This window comes from Mycobacteroides sp. CBMA 271 (assembly GCF_009729205.1).
Lineage (GTDB): Bacteria > Actinomycetota > Actinomycetes > Mycobacteriales > Mycobacteriaceae > Mycobacterium.
In genome coordinates, this window is the sequence record NZ_VTHB01000002.1 from 331,550 (window position 1) to 357,651 (window position 26,102).

Annotated in this window: 23 protein-coding genes and 1 pseudogene; 13 read left to right on the top strand and 11 right to left on the bottom strand. The window is 64.6% G+C overall.

The window, feature by feature from the left end:
- Positions 1 to 84: 84 nt before the first annotated feature.
- Entirely contained in the window at positions 85 to 1,038 is a 954-nt protein-coding gene (locus FZI91_RS07020) for an alpha/beta fold hydrolase (protein ID WP_155938109.1), read from the top strand.
- Between the two features lie 22 nt (positions 1,039 to 1,060).
- Positions 1,061 to 1,744, top strand: a complete 684-nt coding sequence (locus FZI91_RS07025; protein WP_155938110.1) for a DUF1361 domain-containing protein — start codon at positions 1,061 to 1,063, stop codon at positions 1,742 to 1,744.
- A gap of 160 nt (positions 1,745 to 1,904) precedes the next feature.
- On the opposite strand, the pseudogene FZI91_RS23925 reads toward FZI91_RS07025, so the two are convergent.
- Both FZI91_RS23925 and FZI91_RS07035 read right to left on the bottom strand, forming a co-directional pair.
- A pseudogene (locus FZI91_RS23925) lies at positions 1,905 to 3,179 on the bottom strand (aminotransferase class V-fold PLP-dependent enzyme); the annotation flags it as partial.
- A gap of 33 nt (positions 3,180 to 3,212) precedes the next feature.
- Complete coding sequence (locus tag FZI91_RS07035) at positions 3,213 to 3,653, bottom strand: shikimate kinase (RefSeq protein WP_162526482.1); 441 nt, start codon at positions 3,651 to 3,653, stop codon at positions 3,213 to 3,215.
- Positions 3,654 to 3,719: 66 nt separating this feature from the next.
- On the opposite strand from FZI91_RS07035, the gene FZI91_RS07040 reads away from it, so the two are divergent.
- A complete protein-coding gene (locus FZI91_RS07040; RefSeq protein WP_155938111.1) occupies positions 3,720 to 5,201 on the top strand; it encodes a molybdopterin-dependent oxidoreductase in 1,482 nt (493 codons plus the stop codon).
- 198 nt (positions 5,202 to 5,399) lie between these two features.
- Here FZI91_RS07040 and FZI91_RS07045 read toward each other — a convergent pair whose 3' ends face one another.
- On the bottom strand, positions 5,400 to 6,794 hold the full coding sequence (locus FZI91_RS07045) for an acetyl-CoA C-acetyltransferase (RefSeq protein ID WP_155938112.1): 1,395 nt from the start codon (positions 6,792 to 6,794) through the stop codon (positions 5,400 to 5,402).
- Positions 6,795 to 6,868: 74 nt separating this feature from the next.
- Between FZI91_RS07045 and FZI91_RS07050 the strand changes: the two genes are divergently transcribed.
- The 5 genes from FZI91_RS07050 (at position 6,869) to FZI91_RS07070 (ending at position 12,841) form a co-directional block, all read left to right on the top strand.
- A complete protein-coding gene (locus FZI91_RS07050) occupies positions 6,869 to 8,227 on the top strand; it encodes a 3-oxoacyl-ACP reductase (protein WP_155938113.1) in 1,359 nt (452 codons plus the stop codon).
- A 4-nt stretch (positions 8,228 to 8,231) separates the two neighbouring features.
- Positions 8,232 to 9,086 (top strand): MaoC/PaaZ C-terminal domain-containing protein, encoded by an 855-nt coding sequence (locus FZI91_RS07055; protein ID WP_155938114.1) that lies wholly within the window; start codon positions 8,232 to 8,234, stop codon positions 9,084 to 9,086.
- 195 nt (positions 9,087 to 9,281) lie between these two features.
- Positions 9,282 to 9,848 (top strand): TIGR03086 family metal-binding protein, encoded by a 567-nt coding sequence (locus tag FZI91_RS07060; protein WP_155938115.1) that lies wholly within the window; start codon positions 9,282 to 9,284, stop codon positions 9,846 to 9,848.
- 98 nt (positions 9,849 to 9,946) lie between these two features.
- On the top strand, positions 9,947 to 11,065 hold the full coding sequence (locus FZI91_RS07065) for a sulfate ABC transporter substrate-binding protein (RefSeq protein WP_162526484.1): 1,119 nt from the start codon (positions 9,947 to 9,949) through the stop codon (positions 11,063 to 11,065).
- Positions 11,066 to 12,841: a SulP family inorganic anion transporter gene (locus FZI91_RS07070; protein ID WP_155938116.1), complete on the top strand. Its 1,776-nt coding sequence runs from the start codon at positions 11,066 to 11,068 to the stop codon at positions 12,839 to 12,841. It abuts the gene before it with no gap.
- A 4-nt stretch (positions 12,842 to 12,845) separates the two neighbouring features.
- On the opposite strand, the gene FZI91_RS07075 is transcribed toward FZI91_RS07070, so the two are convergent.
- Entirely contained in the window at positions 12,846 to 13,469 is a 624-nt protein-coding gene (locus FZI91_RS07075; protein ID WP_155938117.1) for a TetR/AcrR family transcriptional regulator, read from the bottom strand.
- 175 nt (positions 13,470 to 13,644) lie between these two features.
- Here FZI91_RS07075 and FZI91_RS07080 point away from each other — a divergent pair, with 175 nt between their 5' ends.
- The gene (locus FZI91_RS07080) at positions 13,645 to 14,532 is read left to right on the top strand and encodes a TerC family protein (protein WP_162526485.1); all 888 of its coding nucleotides are present in this window, start codon (positions 13,645 to 13,647) and stop codon (positions 14,530 to 14,532) included.
- On the opposite strand, the gene FZI91_RS07085 is transcribed toward FZI91_RS07080, so the two are convergent.
- Together FZI91_RS07085 and FZI91_RS07090 are read right to left on the bottom strand one after the other, a co-directional pair.
- The gene (locus FZI91_RS07085; RefSeq protein WP_239001891.1) at positions 14,529 to 15,824 is read right to left on the bottom strand and encodes a cytochrome P450; all 1,296 of its coding nucleotides are present in this window, start codon (positions 15,822 to 15,824) and stop codon (positions 14,529 to 14,531) included. The two genes, FZI91_RS07080 and FZI91_RS07085, sit on opposite strands and share 4 nt — an antisense overlap.
- Complete coding sequence (locus FZI91_RS07090; RefSeq protein ID WP_155938119.1) at positions 15,821 to 16,711, bottom strand: metal-dependent hydrolase; 891 nt, start codon at positions 16,709 to 16,711, stop codon at positions 15,821 to 15,823. The genes FZI91_RS07085 and FZI91_RS07090 overlap by 4 nt, the downstream gene beginning before the upstream one ends.
- A gap of 81 nt (positions 16,712 to 16,792) precedes the next feature.
- Between FZI91_RS07090 and FZI91_RS07095 the strand changes: the two genes are divergently transcribed.
- A complete protein-coding gene (locus FZI91_RS07095) occupies positions 16,793 to 17,533 on the top strand; it encodes a MerR family transcriptional regulator (RefSeq protein ID WP_155938120.1) in 741 nt (246 codons plus the stop codon).
- Between the two features lie 2 nt (positions 17,534 to 17,535).
- Here FZI91_RS07095 and FZI91_RS07100 read toward each other — a convergent pair whose 3' ends face one another.
- From FZI91_RS07100 to FZI91_RS07110, 3 genes are all read right to left on the bottom strand, one after another.
- Positions 17,536 to 17,898 carry a YciI family protein gene (locus FZI91_RS07100; RefSeq protein ID WP_155938121.1) on the bottom strand — a complete coding sequence of 121 codons (363 nt, stop codon included), beginning with the start codon at positions 17,896 to 17,898 and terminating at the stop codon, positions 17,536 to 17,538.
- Between the two features lies 1 nt (position 17,899).
- Positions 17,900 to 18,259 carry a YciI family protein gene (locus tag FZI91_RS07105; RefSeq protein WP_155938577.1) on the bottom strand — a complete coding sequence of 120 codons (360 nt, stop codon included), beginning with the start codon at positions 18,257 to 18,259 and terminating at the stop codon, positions 17,900 to 17,902.
- Positions 18,260 to 18,410: 151 nt separating this feature from the next.
- Positions 18,411 to 20,261, bottom strand: coding sequence for a fatty acyl-AMP ligase (locus FZI91_RS07110; RefSeq protein ID WP_155938122.1), 1,851 nt, complete (start codon positions 20,259 to 20,261; stop codon positions 18,411 to 18,413).
- A gap of 304 nt (positions 20,262 to 20,565) precedes the next feature.
- Between FZI91_RS07110 and FZI91_RS07115 the strand changes: the two genes are divergently transcribed.
- Together FZI91_RS07115 and FZI91_RS07120 are read left to right on the top strand one after the other, a co-directional pair.
- Positions 20,566 to 21,906, top strand: a complete 1,341-nt coding sequence (locus tag FZI91_RS07115; protein ID WP_155938123.1) for a cytochrome P450 — start codon at positions 20,566 to 20,568, stop codon at positions 21,904 to 21,906.
- A 58-nt stretch (positions 21,907 to 21,964) separates the two neighbouring features.
- The gene (locus FZI91_RS07120; RefSeq protein WP_155938124.1) at positions 21,965 to 23,254 is read left to right on the top strand and encodes a cytochrome P450; all 1,290 of its coding nucleotides are present in this window, start codon (positions 21,965 to 21,967) and stop codon (positions 23,252 to 23,254) included.
- Here the strand turns inward: FZI91_RS07120 and FZI91_RS07125 are convergent.
- Positions 23,251 to 24,381, bottom strand: a complete 1,131-nt coding sequence (locus tag FZI91_RS07125) for a glycoside hydrolase family 3 N-terminal domain-containing protein (protein WP_155938578.1) — start codon at positions 24,379 to 24,381, stop codon at positions 23,251 to 23,253. The two genes, FZI91_RS07120 and FZI91_RS07125, sit on opposite strands and share 4 nt — an antisense overlap.
- 18 nt (positions 24,382 to 24,399) lie before the next feature.
- Positions 24,400 to 25,626 (bottom strand): RNA polymerase sigma factor, encoded by a 1,227-nt coding sequence (locus FZI91_RS07130; protein WP_162526486.1) that lies wholly within the window; start codon positions 25,624 to 25,626, stop codon positions 24,400 to 24,402.
- Between the two features lie 87 nt (positions 25,627 to 25,713).
- Between FZI91_RS07130 and FZI91_RS07135 the strand changes: the two genes are divergently transcribed.
- Complete coding sequence (locus FZI91_RS07135) at positions 25,714 to 26,046, top strand: TfoX/Sxy family protein (protein ID WP_155938125.1); 333 nt, start codon at positions 25,714 to 25,716, stop codon at positions 26,044 to 26,046.
- The last annotated feature ends 56 nt before the right edge of the window (positions 26,047 to 26,102 follow it).

Below are 26,102 nucleotides of genomic sequence, written 5' to 3' on the forward strand. Positions count from 1 at the left end.
CGAAGCCCCCGTTTCCCGCTGGGAGACGGGGGCTTCGTGCATTCCGGGGTATCGCCGTACCCAGACGACACATAGGGTTGGCGCATGCCTCGCTACTACCGCGACCAACAGTCCTGGAAAGACCTGCAGATGTTCCTTCCCGAGCGGCTGCGCCTCGACGAATCGACGGCACCGTCCGAGGAGTTCTGGGAATGGCGAGGCAACCAGGTACACCTGGATCGCTACGCCAACCCCGCGGCCCCGGTCAAGGTGGTACTGCTGCACGGCGTCGGCACCAACGGCCGTCAGATGTCGCTGATTCTCGGTGCACCGTTGGCGCAAAGGGGCTTCGAGACGGTGGCGATAGACAACCTGGGCTACGGCCTCACCGATACGGCGCCGGGGACGGTTCCGGGATACGGCGACTGGGTTGATCTGGTGGTCGACTACCTGGAGTACGAGCGGCGCCGCGACGTGCGACCCATCGTGCTGTACGGGCTCAGCGCCGGCGGCATGCTCGCCTATCACGTCGCCGCGAAGGCACCGCGAGACACGGTGCGCGGGATCATCGGCATGACGTTCCTGGACCAGCGCGTACGCGAGGTGGCCGACGGCACCGCGCACGACCTGCTGACCGCGCGGGTCGGCGTGCCCTTCCTGCGGCTCGCGGCGAAGACGCCCGCGCGGCGGGTCCGGTACCCGATGTGGCTGGCCGCGAAGATGAGCACGCTCGCGAACAGCCGCGCGGCGATGAAGGTCTTGATGAAAGACCGCACCTCCGCGGCGAACTGGGTCAGCGTGAAATTTCTGGCCGAGTACATGAGCTATGCGCCCGCCGTCGAGCCCGCCGATTTCGACGTGTGTCCGGTCATGCTCACCCAGCCCGACGAAGACCGCTGGACCCCATACGAATTCAGCAAGCCGGTGCTCGACCCCATCACCAAGGTGCCGGTGACGGTGGTGCCGCTGGAGCTGGCAGGCCACTATCCGCTCGAGGATCCGGGGCTGAAGCAACTGGAGGATGCGGCGGTTGGGTTCATCCGCGCCGTCGCCGGCTGACAACTTCGGGCAAACTGGTCGCATGACTGAAGCCCGACGTGCCGTGCTGGTTCTCTCGCTGGTCGCAACCAGCGTGTTGACCGTCCTGCTCGGCATCACCGACCCCGCGGCGCCGATGTTCTACCCCACCCGGTTCCTCATCTGGAATCTGTTCCTCGCCTGGCTTCCCGTCTTCGCCGCCCTGGCGTTTTCGGCTGTGCGACAGCGCATTTGGCTGGTTCCAATCGGGCTGTTATGGCTCATCTTCCTACCGAATGCGCCGTATCTCGTCACTGACCTGGTGCACCTGATCGACGGGATCGCCTTCTGGCGTCACGTCCTGCAGTACGGCGTCGCGGCCTGGACCGGAATCATCCTCGGTGTGGTGTCACTGCGGTTGGTACACAGACGGATCCAGCGCGACTACGGCGCGGTCACCGGATGGACAGTCGTCGTCATCTCGGTGGGTCTGTGCGCCGTCGGTGTGGTGATCGGACGCTTCCAGCGCTGGAATTCATGGGACCTGATTCACCGTCCCGGCGCGGTGGCCGCGAGCACCCTGGAGTGGGTCAGCTCCCCGTTCGCCTTCGTCGCACATACCGGTGTGGCGCTGGCAGTCGCCGCGTTCTTCGGGCTGGCGTATCTGACGGTGTGGTCGTTGGCCTCTCCCGACGAGGCCATATCCACGCCGAGTACGCAGCGAGACCTCGAGAAGGCACCAGCGTGAGGCGTTTGAGCATCAGAATCAATGCGCGAAGCCATCTGCGACCGCGGGGAGTGCCGCCGCGAGTCGGTCCACGTCCTCCAACTGACGTGAACTGTGCCGGAGTGACGCGCACGCAATCGCCCCGTGCCGGTCCACCGCGCCGGACCGTGAAGATCCCGTGTTGGTCCTTCAGGTACTGCGCGATGGCCTCGTTGTCCGCCTGCGAAACGCGGCCCCGGATACGGAACGACGTGATCGCCCCGTGCATTGCCCGATCATCCGGGGTCAAGATCTCGATAGCGTCGAGATGGCGCACCCGCTGAACCCAGTAGTCGCGCAAATACTGCAGGCGCGCCTGCTTCACCGATGCCCCGAGCGCCACATGGCAGTCCAGGGCGGTCTTGATCGTCAGGAACGCCGCGGCGTTCAGCGTGCCGGAATGCACGCGCGAGCGGATGTCATCGGCGGGATAGATCCGGTCGCCGAACGCGATGTCGATATCGTTCAAACGCTCTCTTCGGATGTACAAAAAGCCGGTACCGAGCGGGGCGTTCACCCATTTGTGTAGCGAGAAACCGATGAAATCGGCGCCCAAGTCGGCCACGGTGAAATCGAGCTGACCCCACGAATGCGCCACATCCACGATCACGTCCACACCCCGCTGCCGGGCCATGGCAACGATCTCCCGAACCGGTAGGACCAGCCCGGTGAGATTGTTCAAGTGACTGAGCAGTAACAACTTCACTCTGGGGTGGTCACGCAACGCCGCGGTATAGAGGTCGAGGACGGCTTCGCGGGTTGCCGGTTCGGGGATGGTGATCGGTACGACATCGACACCGCGCCGGCTTCGGAGCGAATCGAAAGCGTATTGGCAACTGTGGTAATCCAAGTCGGCGTACATCACGGCGTCGCCTGGCCGCAGGTTCTTGTATCCGGTGATGAGATTCTGCAGGGCCTCGGTGCCACCGCGTGTCAGGGCGATCTCGTCCACCGCCGTACCGGCGGTGGCGGCGAGCTGTTGCCGAATCTCCTCCAACTCGGCCTTGTAGGTGGTTCTCAACAGGAACGAGCTGGACTCGTTGAGCCGGTCGGTAGCGGCCAGATACACCTGCCGTACGGGTGCCGACATGATGCCGTAGTAACCGTTCTCCAGGTTCACGATCTGCGGAGTCCTCGGGAACTGGCGTGCGACCCCGGCCCAGAATTTCTCGTCACCGGCAAGGTCGTCGGGGGTACGGCCCGCGGGTGCCGCGATCGGGGCTACGCCGGATCGATCGGCCTCCGAGCGGTCGGCACGGAGCAGGCCGGCCGCCAGCAGGCCCGCGCCGGCTCCGGCCCCTACCCCGGCCAATAGGCCGCGTCTCGAGGTCGCCATGTCGAAATCCTTTCGCTCACGTTCCGACCGCCACGGTGGCACGGGGCGCGCGCCACTTCGGCGGCCGTTGTCACCCACCATCCGCAACTTGGTGGCGTCACTGTCAGACCAGCACTACCGTGCCAGAGCTCCGACGCGATCCGCCAGTTCGGACACGGGGAGACGTCCGTCCAGTTCCACCGTGGCGCTCTCGCGCAGCAGCGGCTCCACTTCCGCTGTGTACCGCGCGATCTCGTTGCGCTCACCTGCGGTTCGGCCGTAGGGATTGTTGGCGCGGGTGCTGACCCGGTGCAGGGCTGTCGCCAACGGCACGCTGAGCAGCACCACGTGTCCGAACCTCGCGTAGAAGTCCACCTGGTTGTCCACGGTGCCCGACACAATGACATCGGGATACCGATCCAATAGCGCCGCCATCCGGGTGGCATCCCAGGTTCCGTCCGCGAGCGTCCACCCCTCGTCATCGGTGTCGACGGTGCGAAGGCCGCGGCGCGCTAGCTCCTTCAGCAGCGTGGTCTTCCCCGTTCCCGACATGCCCGTTACCAAGACACTCGCCACAGCTGAACCTTATGCGGTGGCCCCTCGTTGACAGCAGGAGAAGAGTGAACACAACGGGAGGTGACGATGGAGCACGCAGCACGACGGATCATCGCCGGTTTGATCGCCGCCGGAGCGGCGCTCGCGGCCGGACAGCTCACGGCGGCAGCCATCGCGCCGGGATCTGCGCCCTACTTCGCTGTCGGAAACATGGTCGTCGACCACACCCCGGCTGCCGTGCGCGAATGGGTCATCGGGGCTTTCGGCACCTCCGACAAGGTGTTCCTATTCGCCTGCCTTGGTGCAGTGATCGCGCTATTGGCTGTGGTGGCGGCGTTCATAGAACACGGCTCGATGCTCATCGCGGCGCTCGGATTAGTCGGAGCAATAGCCGCCGCAACCCGACCGACGGCGGGATGGAGCTGGATTTGGCCCTCCGTGCTCGCTGCCGTGGTCGGAGTTCTCGCCCTGCGCGTCCTGATCGGCCGATCGAACGACGAGGACGCATCGGATCGGCGCAAGTTCTTCAGTGCGGCGGGGATTTTGGCGGTTGCCTCGGCAGGCACCTATTGGCTGGGCAGCCGGTGGAGCAAAGGCGCCGTCGTCGCCGAGGAACGTCGGGAGGCCACCCTGCCCGCGCCCGTCGTCCCCGCCCCGCCCCTACCCGTCGGCATCGACGTCAAGGGCGCGGTGCCCTACATCACCGACAACGCGGACTTCTACCGCATCGACACGGCCCTGCAGGTACCTCAGCTCACCACCGCGGAATGGCAACTCAACATTCACGGCATGGTGGACCGCCCACGGACCCTGACCTGGGCGCAGCTCACAGCGATGGCGGCGACCGAACGTGCCGTCACCTTGACCTGCGTCTCCAACGAGATCGGCGGCGACCTGATCGGCAATGCGATGTGGACCGGCTTCCCGATCAAGACGATCCTGGAATCCGTTGGGGTTCACGGTGATGCGGACATGTTGATGTCGAAGAGCGCGGACGGCTGGACCGCGGGCACACCGTTGGACGTGCTCACCGACGGCCGTGACGCCATCCTGGCCATCGCGATGAACGGGACACCGTTGCCTGTTGAGCACGGCTACCCGGTGCGGCAGGTGGTGCCCGGGCTGTACGGCTATGTGTCGGCGACCAAATGGGTTGTCGACTGGGAGCTCACCCGTTTCGACAGGGCGCGCGCGTATTGGACCGTCCGGGGCTGGTCGGCGCGCGGGCCCATCAAGACCGGCTGCCGCATCGACACACCCCGGGCCGGAGGGCGGCTGGGCACGGACACTCAGATCATCGCCGGGACGGCTTGGGCCCAACATCGCGGAATCACGAAGGTGGAAGTGCGCATCGACCAGGGACCGTGGCAGGAGGCGCGACTGGCGCCTGAGTACTCGATCGACACCTGGCGTCAGTGGTGGTTCCCGTGGGAGTCCACGCCCGGGGAGCATGTGGTGACCGCCCGGGCCACCGACGGGAGCGGCGCGGTTCAGACCGAGGAGAGTGCTCCGCCGGCACCCGATGGGGCGACCGGCTGGCCGAGCACGTTGATCAGAGTCGGCGGGTAATCCACCCCAAAAATTAGGTAGCCTCGCGCCGCCGTCGGGTCGGGGGGTCGGACGGTGGCGCGAGGCTACCCATGTATCGACACCTACTCCGGGAGCGTTACACGCATTTCAAAAGTTTTTTTCAGCGCGTCACCAGAACGGGAAAAACCCCGGTCACGGGAAAATTCCCGTGCCGGGGGTCCCGACAGCTGAACGAAATTAGGCTTCCAGGATCGCGGTCACACCCTGGCCGCCTGCGGCGCAAACCGAGATCAGGCCGCGGTACGTACCGGTGCCGCCGTTTTCCTTCTTCTTCTCGGCGAGCTGCTTGGCCAGCTGGGCCACGATGCGACCACCGGTCGCCGCGAACGGGTGCCCGGCCGCCAACGACGAGCCGTTGACGTTGAGCTTCGACCGGTCGATCGCACCGAGCGGTGCGTCGAGGCCGAGGCGCTCCTTGCAGTAGTCCGCCGACTCCCACGCCTGCAGCGTCGCGAGCACCACAGAGGCGAAGGCCTCGTGGATCTCGTAGAAGTCAAAGTCCTGCAGGGTCAGGCCGTTGCGGGCCAGCAGGCGCGGTACCGCGTAGGTCGGCGCCATCAGCAGACCATCCGGACCGTTGATGTAGTCCACCGCAGCGGTCTCGCCGTCGACGAAATAGGCCAGCACCGGGATGTTGTGCTCGGCCGCCCACTCCTCGCTGGAGAGCAGCGCCACCGAGGCGCCGTCGGTCAGCGGGGTGGAGTTGCCGGCGGTCATGGTGGCGTCGCCGTGCTTCACACCGAATACCGGCTTCAGGGTCGCGAGCTTCTCCACGCTCGACTTCGGGCGCAGGTTGTCATCGCGGTACAGGCCCAGGAACGGGCTGATCAGGTCATCAAAGAAACCGCGGTCGTAGGCGGCGGCCATCTTCTGGTGGCTGGCAGCAGCCAAGGCGTCCTGGTCGGTGCGCTTGACGCCGGCCTGCTTGGCGGTGATGGCGGCGTGCTCGCCCATCGACAGCCCGGTGCGGGGCTCGCCGTTCTGCGGAATGTCCACGCCGAGAGCGGCCGGCAGCTTGCCGAGCAGCTTGAGCCGGGTCACGTTGTCCTTGGCACGACGAATTGCGAGCAGGGTGTGGCGAAGATCATCACCGAAGTTGATCGGCGCGTCGGAGGTGGTGTCCACCCCGCCGGCCAGCACTGACTCGTAACGGCCGAACGCGATGCCATCGGCACCGACGATGGCGGCCTGCAGGCCGGTACCGCAGGCCTGCTGAAGGTCGAAGGCCTGTGTGTAGGGCGACAGCGGGCTGCCCAGCACCGACTCACGGGTGAGATTGAAATCACGGCTCAGCTTGAGAACAGCGCCGGCGATGACGGCGCCCAAACGCTCACCCTTGAGGTTGAAGCGGTCGGATGCGCCGGTGATGGCGGCGGTCAACATGTCCTGGTTGGAGGCGTTCGCGTAGGCGCCGTCCGAACGTGCGAACGGGATGCGGTTACCGCCGAGAACAGCGACGCGGCGCCGACCGTTGTTGTTGTCGGCAGACTTGGCGCGAGACGCGGAAGTCTTGCCGGTAGAGCTAGTTGCCACTTGTCTCTCCACTGTTAAGGGGGCAGGATTACCGAGCATTCTTACTCTGGAGTAAGTTCTTTGTCGAGTTCACCCTAGACCAATCACTTTGGACCACCACTAAGGAACGGCACATGTCCCCCAAGCTCACTGACGACCTCTACGCGCTGCTGGTCAACTCCGGGCCAGGCAACCTGCTCGCCGGCCGCCTGGGTATCCCGCAGCCCGAGAAGCTGCGCCGGTACAAGCAGGGCCAGCCCGCGCTGGCCGGTCCCGTGCTGATCGGCGGCGAGGGCCGTCTCGTCGAACCGCTGCGCGCCGCGCTGGCCGATGACTACGACCTGGTCTCCAATAACGTCGGCGGACGTTGGGCCGATAAGTTCGGCGCCCTGGTCTTCGACGCCACCGGCATCACCACCCCGGTCGAGCTCAAGCAGCTTCACGAGTTCTTCACCCCACTGCTGCGCAATGTCGGCAAGTCGGGCCGCCTGCTGGTCATCGGCACCACCCCGGACAAGGCCGCCACCACCGACGAGCGCATCGCCCAGCGCGCACTGGAGGGCTTCACCCGGTCGCTGGCCAAGGAGTTCGGCAACGGCGCCACCGTGCAGCTGGTGTACGTGCACCCCGATGCCAAGGCCGGTGCCACGGGCCTGGAGTCGACCGTCCGCTTCATCCTCTCGGCCAAGTCCACCTACGTGGACGGCCAGGCGTTCGTCGTCGGCGCCGACGACTCCACCCCGCCCGCCGACTGGGACAAGCCGCTGGCCGGCAAGGTCGCCATCGTCACGGGTGCCGCCCGCGGCATCGGTGAGACCATCGCAGAGGTGTTCGCCCGAGACGGGGCCGCCGTCGTCGCGATCGATATGCCCTCCAATGAACTCAGCGATCTGGCGACACGAGTTGGCGGAACGTCCTTGGCGTTGGACGTCACCGCAGCAGACGCCGTCGACCAGATCACCGCGCACCTCAAGGAGCACCACGGCGGCAAGGCCGACATCCTGGTGAACAACGCCGGTATCACCCGCGACAAGCTGCTCGCCAACATGGACGACGCCCGCTGGGATTCCGTGATCGCCGTGAACCTGCTTGCCCCGCAACGTCTTACCGAGGGACTCATCGAGAACGGCACCATCGGCAACGGCGGTCGCGTCATCGGCCTGGCCTCCATCGCCGGCATCGCCGGTAACCGTGGCCAGACCAACTACGGCGCCACCAAGGCCGGCATGATCGGCATCACCCAGGGGCTGGCCCCGTCGCTGGCCGAGAAGGGCATCACGATCAACGCCGTCGCGCCGGGCTTCATCGAAACCAAGATGACGGCAGCGATCCCGTTGGCCAACCGCGAGGTAGGTCGCCGCATCAACTCGCTAAACCAGGGCGGCGAGCCGGTGGATGTCGCCGAGACCATCGCCTACTTCGCCAGCCCCGCATCAAATGCGGTGACCGGCAACGTGGTTCGAGTGTGCGGCCAGTCCTGGCTGGGGGCGTAACGCCATGACGCAACCTTCCGGGCTTCGCAACATGGCCATGGCGGCCGTCGGGGCATTGCCCTTTATTCCACGTCCAGATGTGTTGCCGTCCAGGGTTGTTCGCACCCACGGCGTGCAGATCGATCCGGCCCACGTGGCGGCCTACGCACAGGTGACGGGCCTAAGTTTCTCCGACAAGGTGCCCGTCACGTACCCGTTCGCGCTGCAGTTCCCGTCGGTGATGGAGCTGGTGACGGGACTGGACTTCCCGTTCCCCGCGATCGGCACGGTGCACCTGGAAAACCACATCACTCAGCATCGCGCCATCACCGCGACCGATGTCGTCGACATCGAGGTGCGCGCGGAGAACCTGCGCGAGCACCGCAAGGGACTGTTGGTCGACATCGTCACCGACGTCTCCATCGGCACCGAGGTGGTCTGGCAGCAGACCATGACGTTCCTGCGGCAGCAACGCACCAGCCTGTCGGACGGTGTTAAGCCGGAGCCGCCCAAGGCCGTCAAGCTACCGCCGCCGAACTCGACGCTGCGGATCAGTGGCGGGCAGATTCGTCGGTACGCGTCGGTGGGCGGGGACCACAATCCGATCCACACCTCGTCGATCGGCGCCAAGGTGCTGGGCTTCCCGAAGGCGATCGCTCACGGAATGTTCACTGCCGCGGCCGTTCTCGGGAACATTCAGGGCGAGATCCCCGATGCGGTGCGCTACGACGTCAAGTTCGGCAAGCCGATCCTGCTGCCCGCCTCCGTGGGTGTGTGGATCGACAAGGACGGCACGGGCTCGTCGGCTGGCTGGGATATCGCCGTGCGTAATCCGAAGAAGGGTGACCCCCACCTGACCGGGACCATCAGCCCGCTCTGACATGCAACTCCCGAGGGCCCGCGACCGGTAATCCGGTCGCGGGCCCTTTCATTTTCGGAGCGGGAGCACGCCACGAAGTACCCGGCTTTAGGGAGACTGTTTTCAGCGCGCGCCCGCGTTATCGCCGATGAGTTGTCGGATCCGGCACGGTCATTACGTCTGATGGGTAGAGGACCCGACTAGATAGGAGCCATCATGACCACAACACTCAGCCCCCTTGAGACGGTCGCCGATGCCCGTGCCGCCCTGCACGAGGTTATCGGCCAACTGACCGAGGCCGATAACGACAAGCAGACACCCAATGCCAAGTTCACGGTCGCGCAACTCACCGAGCACCTGCAGAACTCGATCAAGCTATTGGGCGGCGCCGCCGGTGCCGATATCGCAATCATCTCCCAGGGCTCCATCGCGGACCGACTGCTCCCGCAGTCACAAGCGGCGGTCGACGCCTGGCAGCGTCGCGGCGTCGACGGGACGGTGACCCTGCCCATCGGCGAGTTCCCGGCCGAGGTGGCCGTTCGCATACTCGCCTCGGAATTCCTCGTCCACGCCTGGGACTACGCCGTCTCCACCGGCCAAAAATTCGCACCTCCGGAAGCCCTCGCGGCCAGTGCACTCGCATCAGCGCAGATGATCATCCAGCCCGAGCGGCGCGACGGTGACTTCTTCGCCGAGGAGGTATCGGTGCCCGCGGGCTCCTCGAACCTGGTGAGGCTCATCGCCTTCACGGGCCGCGACCCCGGGTGGTCACCGGCAAGCTAGCCCGGGTATTACTCACACTGATTACGACGGCTGCACTTCGGCGAATCGCTCGTTACGATCGCTCGTCATTGTGATGCAGCAAATCCAAGGAGTGAGTCGTGTCAGCGGACGAGGATCATCAGAAAACACCGTCCGTCGACTGGAGGGCGTTGCTGCGACAGCTCCCCTTGTTGAGCATCCTCGGTGTGGTCGCCGTCCTCTCGGCGGCCACCCTGGTAGTGGTCAAGAACCTTCCGGACCACAACACCAATCAGCTGCTCAACGTCTCATACGACCCGACGCGCGAGCTCTATAACGTCCTCGACGGCACTTTCACCAAGCGTTACAAAGACAAGACTGGCAAGACAATCGACATCAAACGCTCCAACGGTGGCTCGTCGCGGCAGGCACGCAGCGTTCTCGACGGCAGTCAGCGGGCAGACGTGGTGTCTTTGGCATCGGTCAGCGATGTGAACTCACTGAGCCTGCGCGGGCTCATCGCACCGAATTGGCAACAGCGGCTGCCCAACAATTCGGTGCCCTACACCTCGACGATCGTGTTCGTGGTCCGCAAGGGCAACCCGCACGGCATCCACGACTGGCCGGACCTGGCGAAAGAGGATGTCTCCATCGTCACCCCCAATCCACGCACCTCTGGCAATGGACAGCTCTCGGTGCTGGCGGCCTGGGGCTCGGTCGTGACGCGCGGAGGCACCGAAGCCGAGGCGCGCGCCTACCTGACGGCGCTGTTCCACAATGTCGCGGCGCTCGACAGCGGGGCCCGCGGGGCCACCAATACGTTCTCGGTCCAGAGGCTCGGTGATGTCCATTTGACGTGGGAGAACGAGGCGATCAACGAGGTCGATGCCAACAAAAATGAACTGGAAATCGTGTATCCGCCGGTCAGCATCCGCGCCGAACCAGCGGTCGCGTGGGTGGACGCCAATTTGGGCGACCCCAAGCGAACCGCGCTAGCCAAGGCGTATCTGGAGTACCTATTCACCGATGAGTCCCAGGAGGTCGCCGCGCAGCGAGGCTATCGACCATTCAAACCGGAAATCCTGGCCCGCCACCGCAATACGCTGCCCGAGATCACCTTGTTCTCCATCACGGCGATCGCCACCAGCTGGGACGACGCGCGTCAGAAGTTCTTCTCGGACAATGGAATCTACGAGACCATCCCGCGCACCACCAGCCGCGCATCCACCACTTTCGCCTCCGACAGACTAGGACGTTAGATGCCTTCGGCACTGCGCAGATTCGAGAACTACGACGCAAGCAAGGCCCGCCGCGATGTGGTCGCCGGCCTGACAGTTGCGGCGATATCGCTGCCACAGGGCATGGCCTACGCACTCATCGCGGGTGTCGACCCCAAGTACGGCGTCTACTCCGCGATCGTGGTCACCGCCGTCGCGTCGATCTTCGGGTCCTCGTCCCATCTGATCAACGGCCCCACCAGTGCCATATCGCTGCTGGTGTTCAGCTCACTGGCCTTCCTCGACCCGGAGAACCGCACCGGTCTGTTCGAAGCACTGTTCCTGCTGGGCCTACTGGTGGGCGCCATCCAGATCCTCATCGCCGTGTTCAAACTCGGTGACCTCACTCGCTACATCTCCGAATCCGTGATCATCGGGTTCATGGCGAGCGCGGCCCTGTTGTTGGCCATCGGCCAGCTGGCCAATGCGATTGGCGTGCGAGACAAGGGAAACGGGCACATGCAGGTACTGCACCGCGCCTGGCTCACCTTGTTGCACGGTGACGCCGTGAACTATCGCGCGCTGATTCTGAGCGTCTCGGCGGTGGTGCTGGCGGTGTTGTTGCGGCGAGTGGTTCAGCGCTATTCCCTACCGCAGATCGACATGCTGCTGGTGCTCATCGTCACCGCCATCATCGCGTACGCCTACGGATGGACGGTGCCGGACAGTACCGGACACACCGGAGTGAAGATCTCCGGCACCATCCCCGCGAGCCTCCCCGAATTCCATATCCCCGAGGTACAGATCGGCACGCTGGCCGAGTTGTCACACGGTGCACTCACCATCGCCTTCATCGGACTCATCGAGGCGTTGTCGATCGCCAAAGCCATTGCGCACCACACCGGGCAGCAGATCGACTACAACCGCCAGATCATGGCCGAGGGACTGGCCAATCTCGCTGGCGGTTTCTTCCAGAGCCTGCCCGGCTCCGGCTCACTGTCTCGTTCGGCCATCAATCACCAGTCCGGCGCGGCAACCCGATTCTCCGGAATCGTCAGCGCCGCAACGGTTGCCATTGCCCTCCTGCTGTTCGCACCCCTGCTGCGCTACATCCCCCAGGCGGCGCTGGCGGGTCTGCTGCTCGTGACGGCAGTACGCCTCGTCGATTTCCGGCGTCTCGCATACGCGATCAAGGCATCTCGATACGACGCCGGACTGGTTCTCATCACGGCGGTGACCGGCGTGGCTATCGACCTGGACACCGCGGTGGTGGTCGGCGTGGTGCTGTCGATTCTGCTGTTCGTGCCGCGGGCCGCCAAGCTCAAGGCCGCAGAGCTCATCGTCACCAAAGAGGGCGTCATCCGGGAGCGGGCCCCCGAAGAGTCCCCGGATGACGTCACCTCTGCTGTCGTCATCTACGACCTGGAGGGTGAGCTGTTCTTCGGTGCGGCACCCGAACTCGACCACTACCTCGAGACGCTGGAGGCCCGGATACGGGACGAAAATCTGAAGGTGGTAGTCCTGCGATTGAAACGAGTGCGCCACCCCGATGTCGTCTGCATCGAGCGTCTCGAACACTTCATCAGGGGGCAGCAGGGGCGCGGCGTGACGGTGCTGCTGGCCGGTGTACGCCCAGATTCACTTGCACTGCTACAGAACGTCGGGTTCACGCACTGGCTTTCGGCCGATCAGGTTTTCCCGGAAGAGGACCGCGAGTTCTCGGCGACGCTGAAAGCCGTTCGGTACGCGCAGGCCAGGTTGGCCGAAGCACCCTCAGATAGCGAAGCGAACCGGGAAAAGCTCTACTACCTGGTGTGACGCCCTAGGCGCGTTTGGCGGCTTGGGGGGCATCGTCCCGCGGGCGACCGCGCAGACCGCGCCAGCCGAGGTTGAGCAGGGTCTCCTTGGCGTCCGCGACCTTGATATCGCCGGTGGCCACCCGGGACGCGACGGCCTCGCCGCCACCGACAAGGGCCACGGCCATGGCGTCGTAGTCGGTATCGGGGTCGATCTCCGGCGAGGCGGCCTTGATGAGGCGAGCCACCAGTTCGATGATGCGGTCGCGCCCCTCGCGCACCTGCTTGGCGAACAGCTGGGTGCTGGTGGCCTGACCATAAATCACGATCCAGGATGCCCGGTGCATGTCGACGTAGTTGAGGAACGATACGACGGTGGCGCTCAACACATCTCGGGGTGTGCGTGTCAGGTCGATATCGCCGCGCACCGCCTCCACAAAGCGGCCGAGCTCGCGGCGCAGGCACGCGACGAAGAGGTCTTCCTTGGAGCCGTAGTACAGGTACAGCATCGGCTTGGAAATCTTGGCTGCCGCGGCGATGGCATCCATCGAGGTGTCCCGGAACCCGGTGATCGCGAACTCCTCGACCGCGGCGTCCAGCATCTGCTGTTCCCGGACGGCACGGGGCAGCCGCTTGGTACCACCGGCCATGCATGCCTCCGAGGTTGGGACGTCGACGCGAACTTACTCCAGAGTAAGCTACCGCGTGGTTCGACTATGGCACACCGTCCGTTGACCGCGGACCAGAAGAGAGTTTTTCCTCTGGACCGCAGGGTAGCGCGCAAACGTCACCCTCCTGATACCCCCACCCCGTACGATCCAGCGCGTGGACTTCACCCTCGCGCTGACCCCGGACCTCGTGGCCGTCTTCCTCACCTTGTTCGTCCTCGAGGTGGTCCTCGGCATCGACAACGTCATCTTCATCTCAATCCTCGCCAGCAAGCTGCCTAGCAGCCAGCAAGCGCGGGCACGCAATTTGGGGCTCACGCTGGCCATGGTCATGCGCGTGGGTCTGGTGTTCCTGGCGGGCTGGATCATCACACTCAAGGAGGACGTTCTCGAAGTGCTCGGCCACGGGTTCTCGGTCAAGGACTTCATCCTGATCGCCGGCGGACTATTCCTGGTGTACAAGGCTGTTCACGAGATACATCTCAAGCTTGAAGGAACCGGCGAGGAGACCGAATCCTCCACGGGGGCAGCCACGTTCAAATCCGTGCTGGTACAGATCCTCCTACTGGACCTCGTGTTCTCGCTCGACTCGGTGATCACCGCGGTGGGCATGACAAGCAACATGCTCGTCATCGTCACCGTCGTCGTGCTCTCGTTCGCGATCATGCTGTTCGCGTCGCGCTTTGTCTTCGCGTTCGTGAACCGGCACCCCACGGTCAAGATGCTTGCACTGTCCTTCCTGTTGCTCATCGGGGTGTTCCTCATCGCCGATGGGTTCGGCGTCAAGATCGACAAGGCAATGATCTACGGGCCGATGGCATTCGCCATCTTGGTCGAGGCACTCAACCTGTTGGCCGCGGCGAGAAAAGCCCGACAGCACAACACAACCCACGAGCCCGTCGCCCTGAAGCCCAGCTATCCGGGCGTGGATGAGTCCGTGGCCATCGCGGCAGCCACCTCCAATAGCCCCGATGCGGGTTCGGTGGGCCTGTCCCGAAAGCCGGTAAACGGCAAGGGCGGCGACACCCGCGCCGGTCTGGGCTAGCGCGGCGTCAGACGAACCCGCAGCTGTTCCAGGCCACGCAGCGAGCTGTTGGTCGTCCACGTGGGCGCGCCGTCGATGTCGATGCGATCGACACGATTGACCAGCTCGCGCAGCACCGCCTGACCCTCCATCCGGGCCAACCCCGCACCCAGGCACAGGTGCACACCCGAACCGAATGCCACGTGCTGACTGATCGGCCGGGAGGCGAGAAAACGGTCAGGATCGGCGAATTCGCGCGGATCACGGTTCGCGGCACCCCACAGCAGTGCGACCCGAGCGCCCGCAGGTATCACAGCATCGCCCACCACATAGTCTGCCGCCGCGGTCCGGTAGAAGTTCTGTATCGGCGAGGAGTAGCGCAGCTGCTCTTCCACCGCGCCGGGTATCAGGTCCGGGTCGGACCTGACGAGCTCGAGCTGATCCGGGTTCTCCGACATTGTCAGAAACATCGTGCTCAGTAGGTTGGTGGTGGTCTCGTTGCCGGCAAGCAGCAGCAACAATGCGAAGTAAAACAATTCGTCGTGGCTGATCTCCCCTTCACCGGCATCGGCAACAAGCTTGCCCAGCACGGTATCCGAGCCCAGCAGATTTCCCTTGCCGAGCTGAGTCATGAAGTAGTCGTGCAGGTGCCGGACGCCATTGAGAGTCCCTGGAACCTGCATGAGCCCCTTGGCGCTGAACTCGACATTGGCCACGCGCACCGACTCGTTGGACCAATGCCGAAAGAACGCCTCGTCTTCCGATGGTATGCCGAGGATGTGCGCGATCATCTGCATGGGCAGCGGAATAGCAAGGTGTTCAACGCTATCCACGCCAGGACTGTTGAGCAACCCGGTCATCAATTCGCCGGCGATCCGGTCCACCGTCGGCGCCCAGCCCTCCAAGGACCCACGCGTGAATCCGGGTAGTGCCTTGCGGCGCAGCTCAGTGTGCCGCGGCCGGTCCATGTTGAGCAGGACGGGCACCTCAAACCGGGCCCGTACCACGCCATCCCGATTGGACAGCAGCGCATCGTTACGGGCCGCCGCCCGCACATCCTCGTATCGGCACAAGATGAAGATGTTGCGTTTTCGGTTGTAGTGCACACGCCCGCCGGCAAGCAGCTCGCGATATCCCGGGTAAGGGTTGGCCGCCGTCTCCGGATCCATGGGGTCGAAGGCCGTCTCCTGCACCGCCGGGAACACGCGCCTCTGTACCTTGGCCCGCAGTTCGTTCGACGCATTGGTCATCAGGGATCGCACCACGGGCCTTGTGGTGGTGCAGACCAGCCGGACGTCGTGTTTGATCGTCATTTCAGATGGTCGACGAGTTCACCCTCGGCACCGAACAGCCGCTCCTGCCACTGCGTCAGGAGCGCGCTGGTATCGATGTCATCGGGATGAAATCCCTTGCGCATGAACGGCTTCATCTCTCGATAGAACCCCCGCAACAGGGGGCCCCGAACCACACCGATGGTCTCGCGCAGCACGCGCAGCGGCTGCCTTCTGCCCACCGGGTCGGTGGTCGCGATGGACACCCACGATGCGAGGACGCCGACCGGGAGCACGATATTCGACAGCACACGCATCATGTTGATACGCAACGTCTCCGATCCGCCGACCGCGCGGTAGACGTCGAAGGCGACCGACTTGTGCTCCAGCTCCTCGATGGCGTGCCAATTGAGCAGATTCTTGATCTCCGGGTCGGTCATCATGACCTGCAGCTCCGGGCGGCTCAGCACGTTCTCGGCCAGCACGGCGGTGAAGTGCTCAGCACCGACGGTGAAGGCTAGCAACAGATGCCGGAATCTGCGGCACCGGTCGGGATCCGGGTACTGCTCGTCGAGAAACTTCTCCATGCGTTCGGTGCCGTTCAGGATGTACTCGAACCACGCTGTGGGATACCCCATTTCGGCAAGTTGTTTGTTGAGATCCCGATGATGCAACCCGTGCGTCATTTCCTGTCCGATGAAGCCGGCGACACGCTTCTTGAGATCGGGATCGGCAATCTTGTCGCGATAGCGACGCACCGACCGGACGAAAATGTCCTCCCCTGGAGGGAATACGGCCGACAAGAACGCCACCGTGTGACTGAAGGCGATGTCGTTATCTGCGAAGTATCGCTCCGCGGACTCTGAATCCTCGAAGCGGAAGGCGATCCGCCGGGTCTTCGGGTAGCTCATCTGCGCCATAGCAGTCATGGGAATCCTCTCCGTTGACGTTCCACACACAAACGTAACGGAAGTTTCCGTAACGGACAAGGGTGTAGCCTTTAAGGCCTGATGGAACTGACGATCGACCAGCTGGCGCAGCGGGTGGCCATGACGGCGCGCAACATCCGCGAGTGGCAGACGCTTGGGCTGGTACCCCCGCCCGAGAAGCGGGGCCGCGTCGGCATCTACTCCGACGATCACATGGCGATCATCAACCACGTCAAAAACCTGAAATTGCAGGGCTTTCCCCTTGATGTCATCCGCCGCATCATCGATACGGGCGGTGGCTCGGAGGACAGCGTCCGCAAGATGGTCACCGAGGCGCTGAGCCCCTTCTCCACCGGCGAGCCGGTGGTCATGGCACGTGCGGAGCTGATTGCACGGATCGGAGAGGGCGCCGATGTCGCGCTCACCGGCGTGGGACTGGTTTCCGACGTCGACGACACGACCGTCCTGGTCCGGGATCCGGAGACTCTCGACTCGATCGGGCTGCTGATCTCCTCGGGCATGACCCTGGCCCGCGTCGCCGAGACGCTGCGCGAGGTCGACCGGTTGCAGCATCAGATTGCACAGCTGCTTCTCGGCGCCTACGTGGCCGACGTGTGGCAGCCCTTCGCAGCGTCCGGCTACACCTCCGAGAACTGGGACAGATTTGCCGAAAATGCCTCACAGGCAAAGCAATTGACAGTCAAGCTGGCGTCGCGGCTGTTGACACGTGCCCTGGACGACACCGTCGACCCCATTCTCCTGGAACAGGCCAACGAGGCCGAAGCGGTGCTAAAACGCGACCGCCCGGCCTCGTCGGCCTAGCATCAGTCGACCTCGCCGCAGCCTCGATCCAGGCCGCGCACCTCGATGGGACACCACACGGCACGGGACACCTCGGCCGCCCACTGCTGGGCCTCGGCCAGCGTAGGAACATCAATGATGCTGAATCCGCCGAGCTGTTCCTTGGTCTCGGTGTACGGCCCGTCGGTGGCGGTATGTCCGCCCGCACTGGCGGTCACGATGGTGGCGGTGTCGGCGGGTTGCAGTCCGGCCGCGAACAGCCACACCCCGGCCTCCTGCATGCGGCGGGTGACGGCCTGCACGTCAGCACCGATGGTTTCCAGCGCCGCGGCGTCGGGCTGAACAGCGCCGGGCGCATAGACAATCGACAACAGGTAGCGGCTCATGTCAGGCCTCCTCGCCCTGGAAGGGACGTACCTCGACGGGCCCTTCGCAGGCCGCGGAGGCTCCGGTTGCCCAGGTGAGCGCGGCGTCGAGGTCGGGGACGTTGATGATCCAGAAGCCGCCGAGGTGCTCCTTGGTCTCCAGGTACGGCCCGTCGGTGGTGGTGACCTTGCCGCCCTCGTTGCGCACCACTGTCGCATCGGAGGGTTCGGTCAGCCCATTGGCGTACACCCAGATACCGGCCTCTTTCATTGTCTCGTTGAACGCGCCCACCTGCGCCATCATCCGCTCGGCATCTTCGTCGCTCATGATGGGCGAGTTCGCGCAGTAGCCGTGGACCGCGAGCAGGTATTGCTTCGTCATTGATGAGCCGCTCGCGCGAAGACCTTCGGTCATGGTGGTTCCTCCTGTGTGGCGGGCCGCCCGTCTGGCTTCCCTTCAACCTCACCACGAATAGACATCTTCGGAATCGACATCTCATCGAATAGTCAACAAGAAATCACCGACAGCCGTTCTAGGAGCCGTGTGCTCCGAGCTTGTTGTTGAGGTACTCCTGGCGACCGGCTCGGCGCGCGATTTTTCCGCTGCTGGTGCGCGGGATTGCGCCGGCTTGAACCAGTTGGACATCGGCGATGGGCAGGGCATGCCGACGGGAAACGGCGGCGCGGATCGCCGCAACGATGGGGCCGGGTTCAGCTCGTCCGGCTCCGGCTGCCCGTTCTGCGACGATGACCAATCGCTCTCCGATGCCATCGCCCGCGTCGACACCCGTGGGCAGCTCGCTCGCCGGCACCGAGAAGGCCGCCACGAAACCGCGCCGAACCACCGGGGACGCCTCTTCAACAGTGGCTTCAATGTCGTGGGGGTAGTGGTTACGGCCGTCCACGATCACCAGATCTTTGACGCGGCCGGTGATGTACAGCTCGCCATCGACATAGACACCGAGGTCGCCCGTGCGGAACCAGATGGCGCCCGGTTCGGTGCCTGCGGCGTGGCTGCCCTCGTCGAGGCGGGCTCGCAGCTTGTTACGGAAGGAATGCTCGGTCTCCTGGGACCGTCCCCAGTACCCCCGCCCGATGTTGTTGCCGTGCAACCAGATCTCGCCAATCTGCTCGTCGGGCAGCTCCGCCTCGGAGCCGGGGTTGACGATGACCGCCCACTGGCTGCGTGCGATCTGCCCACAGGACACCTGCGGCATCGCATTCTCATGACCAGCATCCACGCGCGCGATGTACCCGGCGCCCAACTGCTCACGATCCACATAGATGACGGAGGGCTCCGCGTCCGGAGCAATGGAGGAGACAAACAGCGTCGCCTCGGCCATACCGTAGGAGGGCTTGATCGCGTTGGGCGGCAATCCATATGGGCCGAAGGCCTCGTTGAACTTGCGGATCGAGGCGATGCTGACCGGCTCGGAGCCGTTGATTAGTCCGGCCACCTTGCTCAGGTCCAGGGTTTCACCCTCCTTCGGCATGCCGCGCTCGGCCGCAAGCTCGAAGGCGAAATTGGGGGCCGCGCCGAAGGTGCGCCCAACATGAGATACGGCCGCGAGTTCCTTGATCCAACGGCCCGGCCTGCGCACAAACGACATCGGCGACATCAACGTCATCCGGCCACCACACAGCGGGAACATGAGCATGAGCAGGCCCATATCGTGGTAAAGCGGCAACCAGCTCGCTCCCCGGACGTCCACGTCCAGGCCAACCGAGATGACCATCTGGATCACGTTGGTCATCACCGCACGATGGGTGATCTCCACACCGGCAGGCACTCGAGTCGAGCCCGATGTGTACTGCAAGTAGGCAATGTCGTCGGTGTCCGGGGTTACCCGAACGTACGTCGCGCCCACGGAGTCCGGCACACCATCGACGGCCAGCACCCTGGGGCGACGCTCACGCGGAAGCCTGCGGATGAAACTGCTGACGGATTCGGCGGCCGCCTCGTTGGTAAGGACAACGGTCGGTTGGGCGTCTGCGAGCACCGCGTCGAGCCGTTCGGCGTGCCCGGGAAGCTCCGGGGCGAACAAGGGCACCGCGATACTGCCGGCCTCGATAGCGGCGAAGAAGCCGATGACGTAATCGATGCCCTGTGGGGCCAGAATCGCGACCCGATCCCCCGGCTTGGTCACCTGCTGAAGCCTGGCTGCAACCGCACGAGAACGGGCACGAAGCTGTGGCCAGTTCAGGTCGATCGGTTCGCCGTCCGGGTTAGTGCTGAAGTCCACGTAGCGATAGGCAAAAGTGTCGTGCTCCCCGTCGACGGCGCACTCCAGATAGTGGTTGACGGTATAGCCGTCCGGTAAGGAAATGGCGCCCGCCTCGTCCAGATACTCCTGGACATGCAACCCCGACACAAGTGACTTCATCGCAAACCTCCGCGTAGCGGTAACCACGACAGCCGGTCAACAAGCAGCAATGAATAAGCCATCACGCTTTGCTACGGTCCCGACCGAACGTAGGTGGTACGTGACGTACCAGTAGCAAATGGTACTCGATGTCCCACTAAGACGCCGCGTCTAAAAAGGCCCAAGCGCACATTGTTCGCTGTGCGATGTGGCACCCCGACATGGCGATGTGACGGGTACAACCACCACGAACGTTTTCAGCATTCCCTTCCCGCCGCCACGCTATTAGACTCGTGACAAATAGCATCCAACGTCGGAGGCAGATATGCGGGCCAGGGATCGATTCAAGTACTGGTCGCGATGGGTGACGATGCATGGCATCAGTCGCGCCGCGCTACTCACCCAGGTACGCAAAATGCCGCTGGCGGACTTCCTACTCGGTCCGGACCGGGCCGAGAATCACTACCGATACATCGAGGCGATCCGGGCACGCGGACCAATCGCTCCCACCCGCGCGACCGGCCTCGTGTTCACCGGGCTGGAACTGACCCGGGAGATCCTGCGGGACAACCGCTACGTCACGGCCGCACCGAACAACCTTCCCTCCCCCGTACTCCCTCCCCGCCTCTCCCGATGGATTTACGCCAAGACCGAGCCCGGCCTGCCCAACCCGGTGGAGCCGCCCGCCATGTTGGCCGTGGACCCGCCGGAGCACACCCGGTTCCGCAAGCTGGTATCCAAGGCATTCACGCCACGTGCGGTGAGCAAGTTGGAGGACCGCGTCCGCGAGGTCACCGTCGAACTGCTGGACGGCCTGGAACAGGGCGCGAGCGCCGATCTCCTCGAGGACTACGCCTCACAACTTCCCGTTGCCATCATCGCCGAAATGCTGGGCGTGCCGCGCACCGACGCCCCCTTCCTGCTCCAGTGGGGCAACCACGGCGCCACGCTGCTGGATGTCGGAATGCCTTGGACGGCATACCGAGACGCTACTCAAGCACTGACCGAGATCGACTCATACTTCGACGCCCACCTGATCCGGCTACGTAAGGAACTCGCCCAAGACCCCACGATCGACGGCATCCTGGCCAGCATCGTGCGCGACGGCGGCCTGGACGATCGCGAGCTCAAGGCCACCATGGCACTGCTGCTGGGCGCCGGCTTCGAGACCACGGTCAATCTGATCGGCAACGGCATCGTGGCCCTGCTGCGTCACCCCGAGCAGCTCGCATTCCTCCGCGAGAACCCGGACGGATGGCCCAACGCCATCGAGGAGATCCTGCGGTACGACTCCCCCGTGCAGCTCACTGCCCGCGTGGCCACCCAGACCATTCAGTTCCCCGGCCATACCCTCGAAGCCGGAGCCATGGCGGTGTTGCTGCTCGGCGGAGCCAACCGCGATCCGGCGGTGTTCGACCAGCCCGATGTCTTCGACGTGTGCCGCACCAACGCGCGTGAGCATGTCGCCTTCGGCAGCGGCATCCACGTCTGTCTGGGGGCGAGTCTTGCCCGGATGGAAGGGGTCGTGGCGTTGCAGTCGCTCTTCGAACGCTTCCCTGACCTCGCCCTCGCCGCCGATCCAACCCCCGGCGAACACGTCAACCTGCACGGCTTCGGAAGCCTGCCGGTGAACCTCGGGCGCGCCCGGGTGCGCGCTAGCAGCTAATCTCGATACTGCCCGGTGTCATTCGGCACCGAGCGAACCGACACGGGGATCGGACGGGATGTACGACCGGATCAAACAGCGCACCCATTGGACGGTGACGCACGGGATAGCCCGCGCGTACCTGAAAACGGCTGTGCGCAGCGGCGAACCCGTTGCCCGGCTGGGCATCGATACCGCTCATGCCGCGGACATCTATTCGTTTATCGACACGATCCGTAGCCGCGGACGGATGTCGCAGTTCGGGGATGGGTGGGTCACCGCGGACGCACAGATCGTCCGAACGATCTTCCGCGACAACCGGTTCGTGACGTTCAAACCCGAGCACCGGTCCTTGTCGCCGATCGCGCAGCGACTGGCCGCGTGGAGCGATCCCCGGCTGCTCAACCCCGCCGAGCCCCCATCGATTCTGATCACCGATCCGCCCGACCACGGGCGACTGCGGCGTCTGGTCGCCGCCCCGTTCACGCCGCGCGCCATCGAGGGTCTGCGCGGGCGCATTCAAGACGTCACCGATGCTCACCTTGACGAACTCCAGCAGCGTCCGCATCCGGACCTGATACCCGACTACACCGCAAAGATCCCGATTGCCGTGATCGGCGAGATGATTGCCGTACCGCCGAAGGATGACTCGCAGCTCTACGCGGCCATGAATCGCGCAATCAAGCTGATCGCGACCACCGCACCGCCCTGGCGTGAATATCAAGACGGTACAAAGGCGTTACGTGAGATCGATGAATACCTGGAGCAGCACGTCGCTCGACTGCACCGTGATGGAACCGAAAGCGAACTCGCCGCAGCACTTCTCGGCAGCGACCTGAGCCACTTCGAACTCAAGATGTTCTTCGCGGTGTTCCTGGGGGCAGGCTTCGTCACCACCACACACCTGATGGGCAAGGCGATCGTCACCCTGCTGCGCCATCCCGACCAGCTGGCCGTGCTGCGCACGCAACCGGACCTGTGGCCCAACGCCGTCGAGGAACTCATGCGCTACGACACGTCGAATCAGTGGTCGGCCCGCGTCGCCACCGAGACCGTCGAGATCGAGGGGCACACCATCGAGGCGGGCCAGTCCGCGCTGCTGCTCCTCGGCGGGGCCAACCGCGATCCCGCGGCCTTCGAGAACCCCGACGTGTTCGACATCACCCGGTCGAACGCACGCGAAAACATCACGCTCGGCACGGGAATTCACGTATGCCTGGGCCAGGTGCTGGCGCGCGTCGAACTACAGATCGCTCTGCGCTCGCTCTTCGAGCGGTTCCCGAAGCTGGCACTGGCCGGCGAGCCCCAGTACTTCGACGGGATGGGCATTCACGGGTTGCGCAGCCTGCCCGTGACACTGGGGATCTAGCCGCAGGCGGGGACGCCCTTGTAAGCCAGCACCCGGCGCACCGAGGCGTTGATCGAGTCGGCGTTCAATTCACCTGCGTTATAGGCCGATTCGAGCCGATCCAAGACCGCACCAACCTTCTCGGTGCTCACCCACAGCGCCCAGTCGACGCCCGCCTTGATCGACTTAAGCACCGCCTCCTCAATGGGGAAGCGATCAGTGATCGCGGCCATCGAGGAGAGGTCGTCGGTAAAGATGACACCGTCGTACGCTGGCGCGCCATATCCGGTTCCCTTGCGCAGCAGGTCCACTACGGCGGGGCTCAGGCTGGAGGGTTCGTCACCAGTGAGCCCGGGCACCTGCATGTGACCGATCATCACGGCAGCACCGCTGGTCACCAACGAGCGATACGGCACCAAATCGTTGTCCTGCAACTGATCCAGCGGCGGGGTCACCACGCCACCGGTATGCGAGTCGCCAGATGCGTGGCCGTGGCCCGGAAAGTGCTTGACCACGGTCCGCACGCCGCCGGCCTGATATCCACGCACGGCGGCCTCGGCGTATTCGGTGACCTTCTGCGGATCGCCACTGTACGAGCGATCTCCGATCGCGCCGTCGGGATCGCCGTCGGTCACGTCGGCATCGGGGGCGAAATCGATGGTGACGCCCAAGTCCTTCATCTTTTGGCCACGTTCCTGGCTGAGCGCCTGCACCTGCTCCGGTGTCTGGGTCGCGGCCAACTCTCGGGCGGACGGGGCGGGGCCGATGAGGTCCTTAAGCCGCGACACCCGGCCGCCTTCCTCGTCGACACTCACCGCGGCCGGGATCGGGCCCGCAGTGACGACGTCGTGCAGGGAGCCATCGGTCAGCATGCCCTTGGTGGTCCAGCTACCGATGAAGATCCCGCCCACATGGTGATCACGTACCAGCGCGCGGGCGTCGTCGGCGTCCTTGACACCCACCATGAGCAGTTGAGCCAGCCTGTCGCGGGTGCTCAGGCAGGCCAGATCGGCGGCGGGTGCCGCCGTGACCGGGGCCTGTGCCTTCGACGAGGGTGCAGGCGACTCCTTGGCCGGCTCCGGCGTACTGCCACTACACGCGGTGAGCGCCGTGACGACGAGGCCGGTCAGCACTGTCCCTGCACGCATTCTCATGAGGCCATGGTGTCATGAACCGGTGTCGAGCCGGGCCAGCCGGTCACCGAGGTACCCGCGGAAAACCTCATTATCAGTGAGTTCCAAAGCTTTTCGATAGGCATCGGCCGCTTCCACGTCTCGGCTCAGTCGCGAGAGCAGATCGGCGCGGGCCGCGTGCAGCGGGTAATAGCCGTCGAGGTCGTCTCGCAGCGATTCGATGGCGTCCAGCCCGGCCTGTGCACCGTCGCGTTCGGCGACGGCCACCGCGCGGTTCAGCGCGACAACAGGCGTCGGGGTAACCACCATCAGCTGGTCGTACAGCGCAACGATCTGGCGCCAGTCCGTGGACGGCGCAGTGGGCGCGTCATCATGCACGGCATTGATGGCGGCCTGGATTTGGTAGGGACCCGGGGCGTTGCGCCGCAGGCAGCGGCGCACCAGTTGATGGCCCTCGTCGATCATTGGGTGGTTCCAGCGGGAGCGATCCTGATCGGCAAGCAGCACCAGCGCATCGTCGTCGTCGGTGCGCGCGGGGCGGCGCGCCTCCGTTAGCAGGAGCAATGCCAGCAGGCCCAGCGCCTCAGGTTCATCGGGCATCAGGTCCGCCAGCACGCGTGTCAGCCGAATCGCCTCGGCGGACAGGTCTGTGTGCGTCAGCGAGGCACCCGAGGACGCCGCATAGCCTTCGTTGTAGACGAGGTAGAGCGCGGCCAACACCGACGACAGCCGCTCCGGAAGTTCGTGATCCGCGGGTATCCGGTACGGAATTCCCGCCGACGCGATTTTCTTCTTGGCACGTGTAATACGTGCCGCCATCGTCGATTCGGACACCAGGTAGGCATTGGCGATCTCCGGCGTGGTGAGCCCACCCAGGAGGCGCAGTGTCAGCGCGACCTGCGCCTCGGGGGACAGCGCCGGATGACAGCAGGTGAAGATGAGCCGCAGCCGGTCATCCTGCACCGGACCGACCTCTTTTGGTTCCGGCTGTTCCTCGTCGAGAAGCGTTGCCTCGCGGGTGAGTTCGTCGCGCCGCTGGTCGCGGCGAAGTTTGTCGATGCCACGGTTGCGAGCAGTGGTGGTGATCCACGCGCCGGGATTGGGTGGCACTCCGTCCCGCGGCCACTTCGCGATGGCCACCTCGAACGCCTCCTGCACGGCGTCCTCCGCGAGGTCGATGCTGCCGAAGTAGCGGATCAACGTCGCCACCGTGCGGCCGTACTCCTCGCGGAAGATACGACCGATCTCCTCTTGCGCCACGGGTCAATGGTGCTCCTCCGGTCTCGTGTGCCCCGCAGAAACCACGAACGGGAGACATCCAAATCGACAGCGCGCGACAATTGGCTCATGGCCTACGACGAAGACCTGGTTGAGCGCATCCGCGAAGTGATCGCCACGACCAAGGGCGTCACCGAGAAACGGATGTTTGGCGGGCTGGCGTTCCTGGTGGACGGGCACATGACCGTGGCCGCCAAGAACGGGGACGGGCTGCTGGCGCGCTGCGATCCCCACGACACCGAGGCACTGGTCACCAAGAACCACGTCAACCGGATGGTGATGGGCGGGCGCGAAATGAACGGCTGGCTGAGCGTCGACGCCGAGGGCGTGCGCACCAAGCGACAGCTGGAGCCATGGGTGAAGCGCGCGCTGGCCTACACGGCCTCTCTGCCGCCCAAGTAGCCGACGCCGAGAGTGAAGTTATTGCGGGAAAACCGCCGAAATCCCGCAGTAGCTTC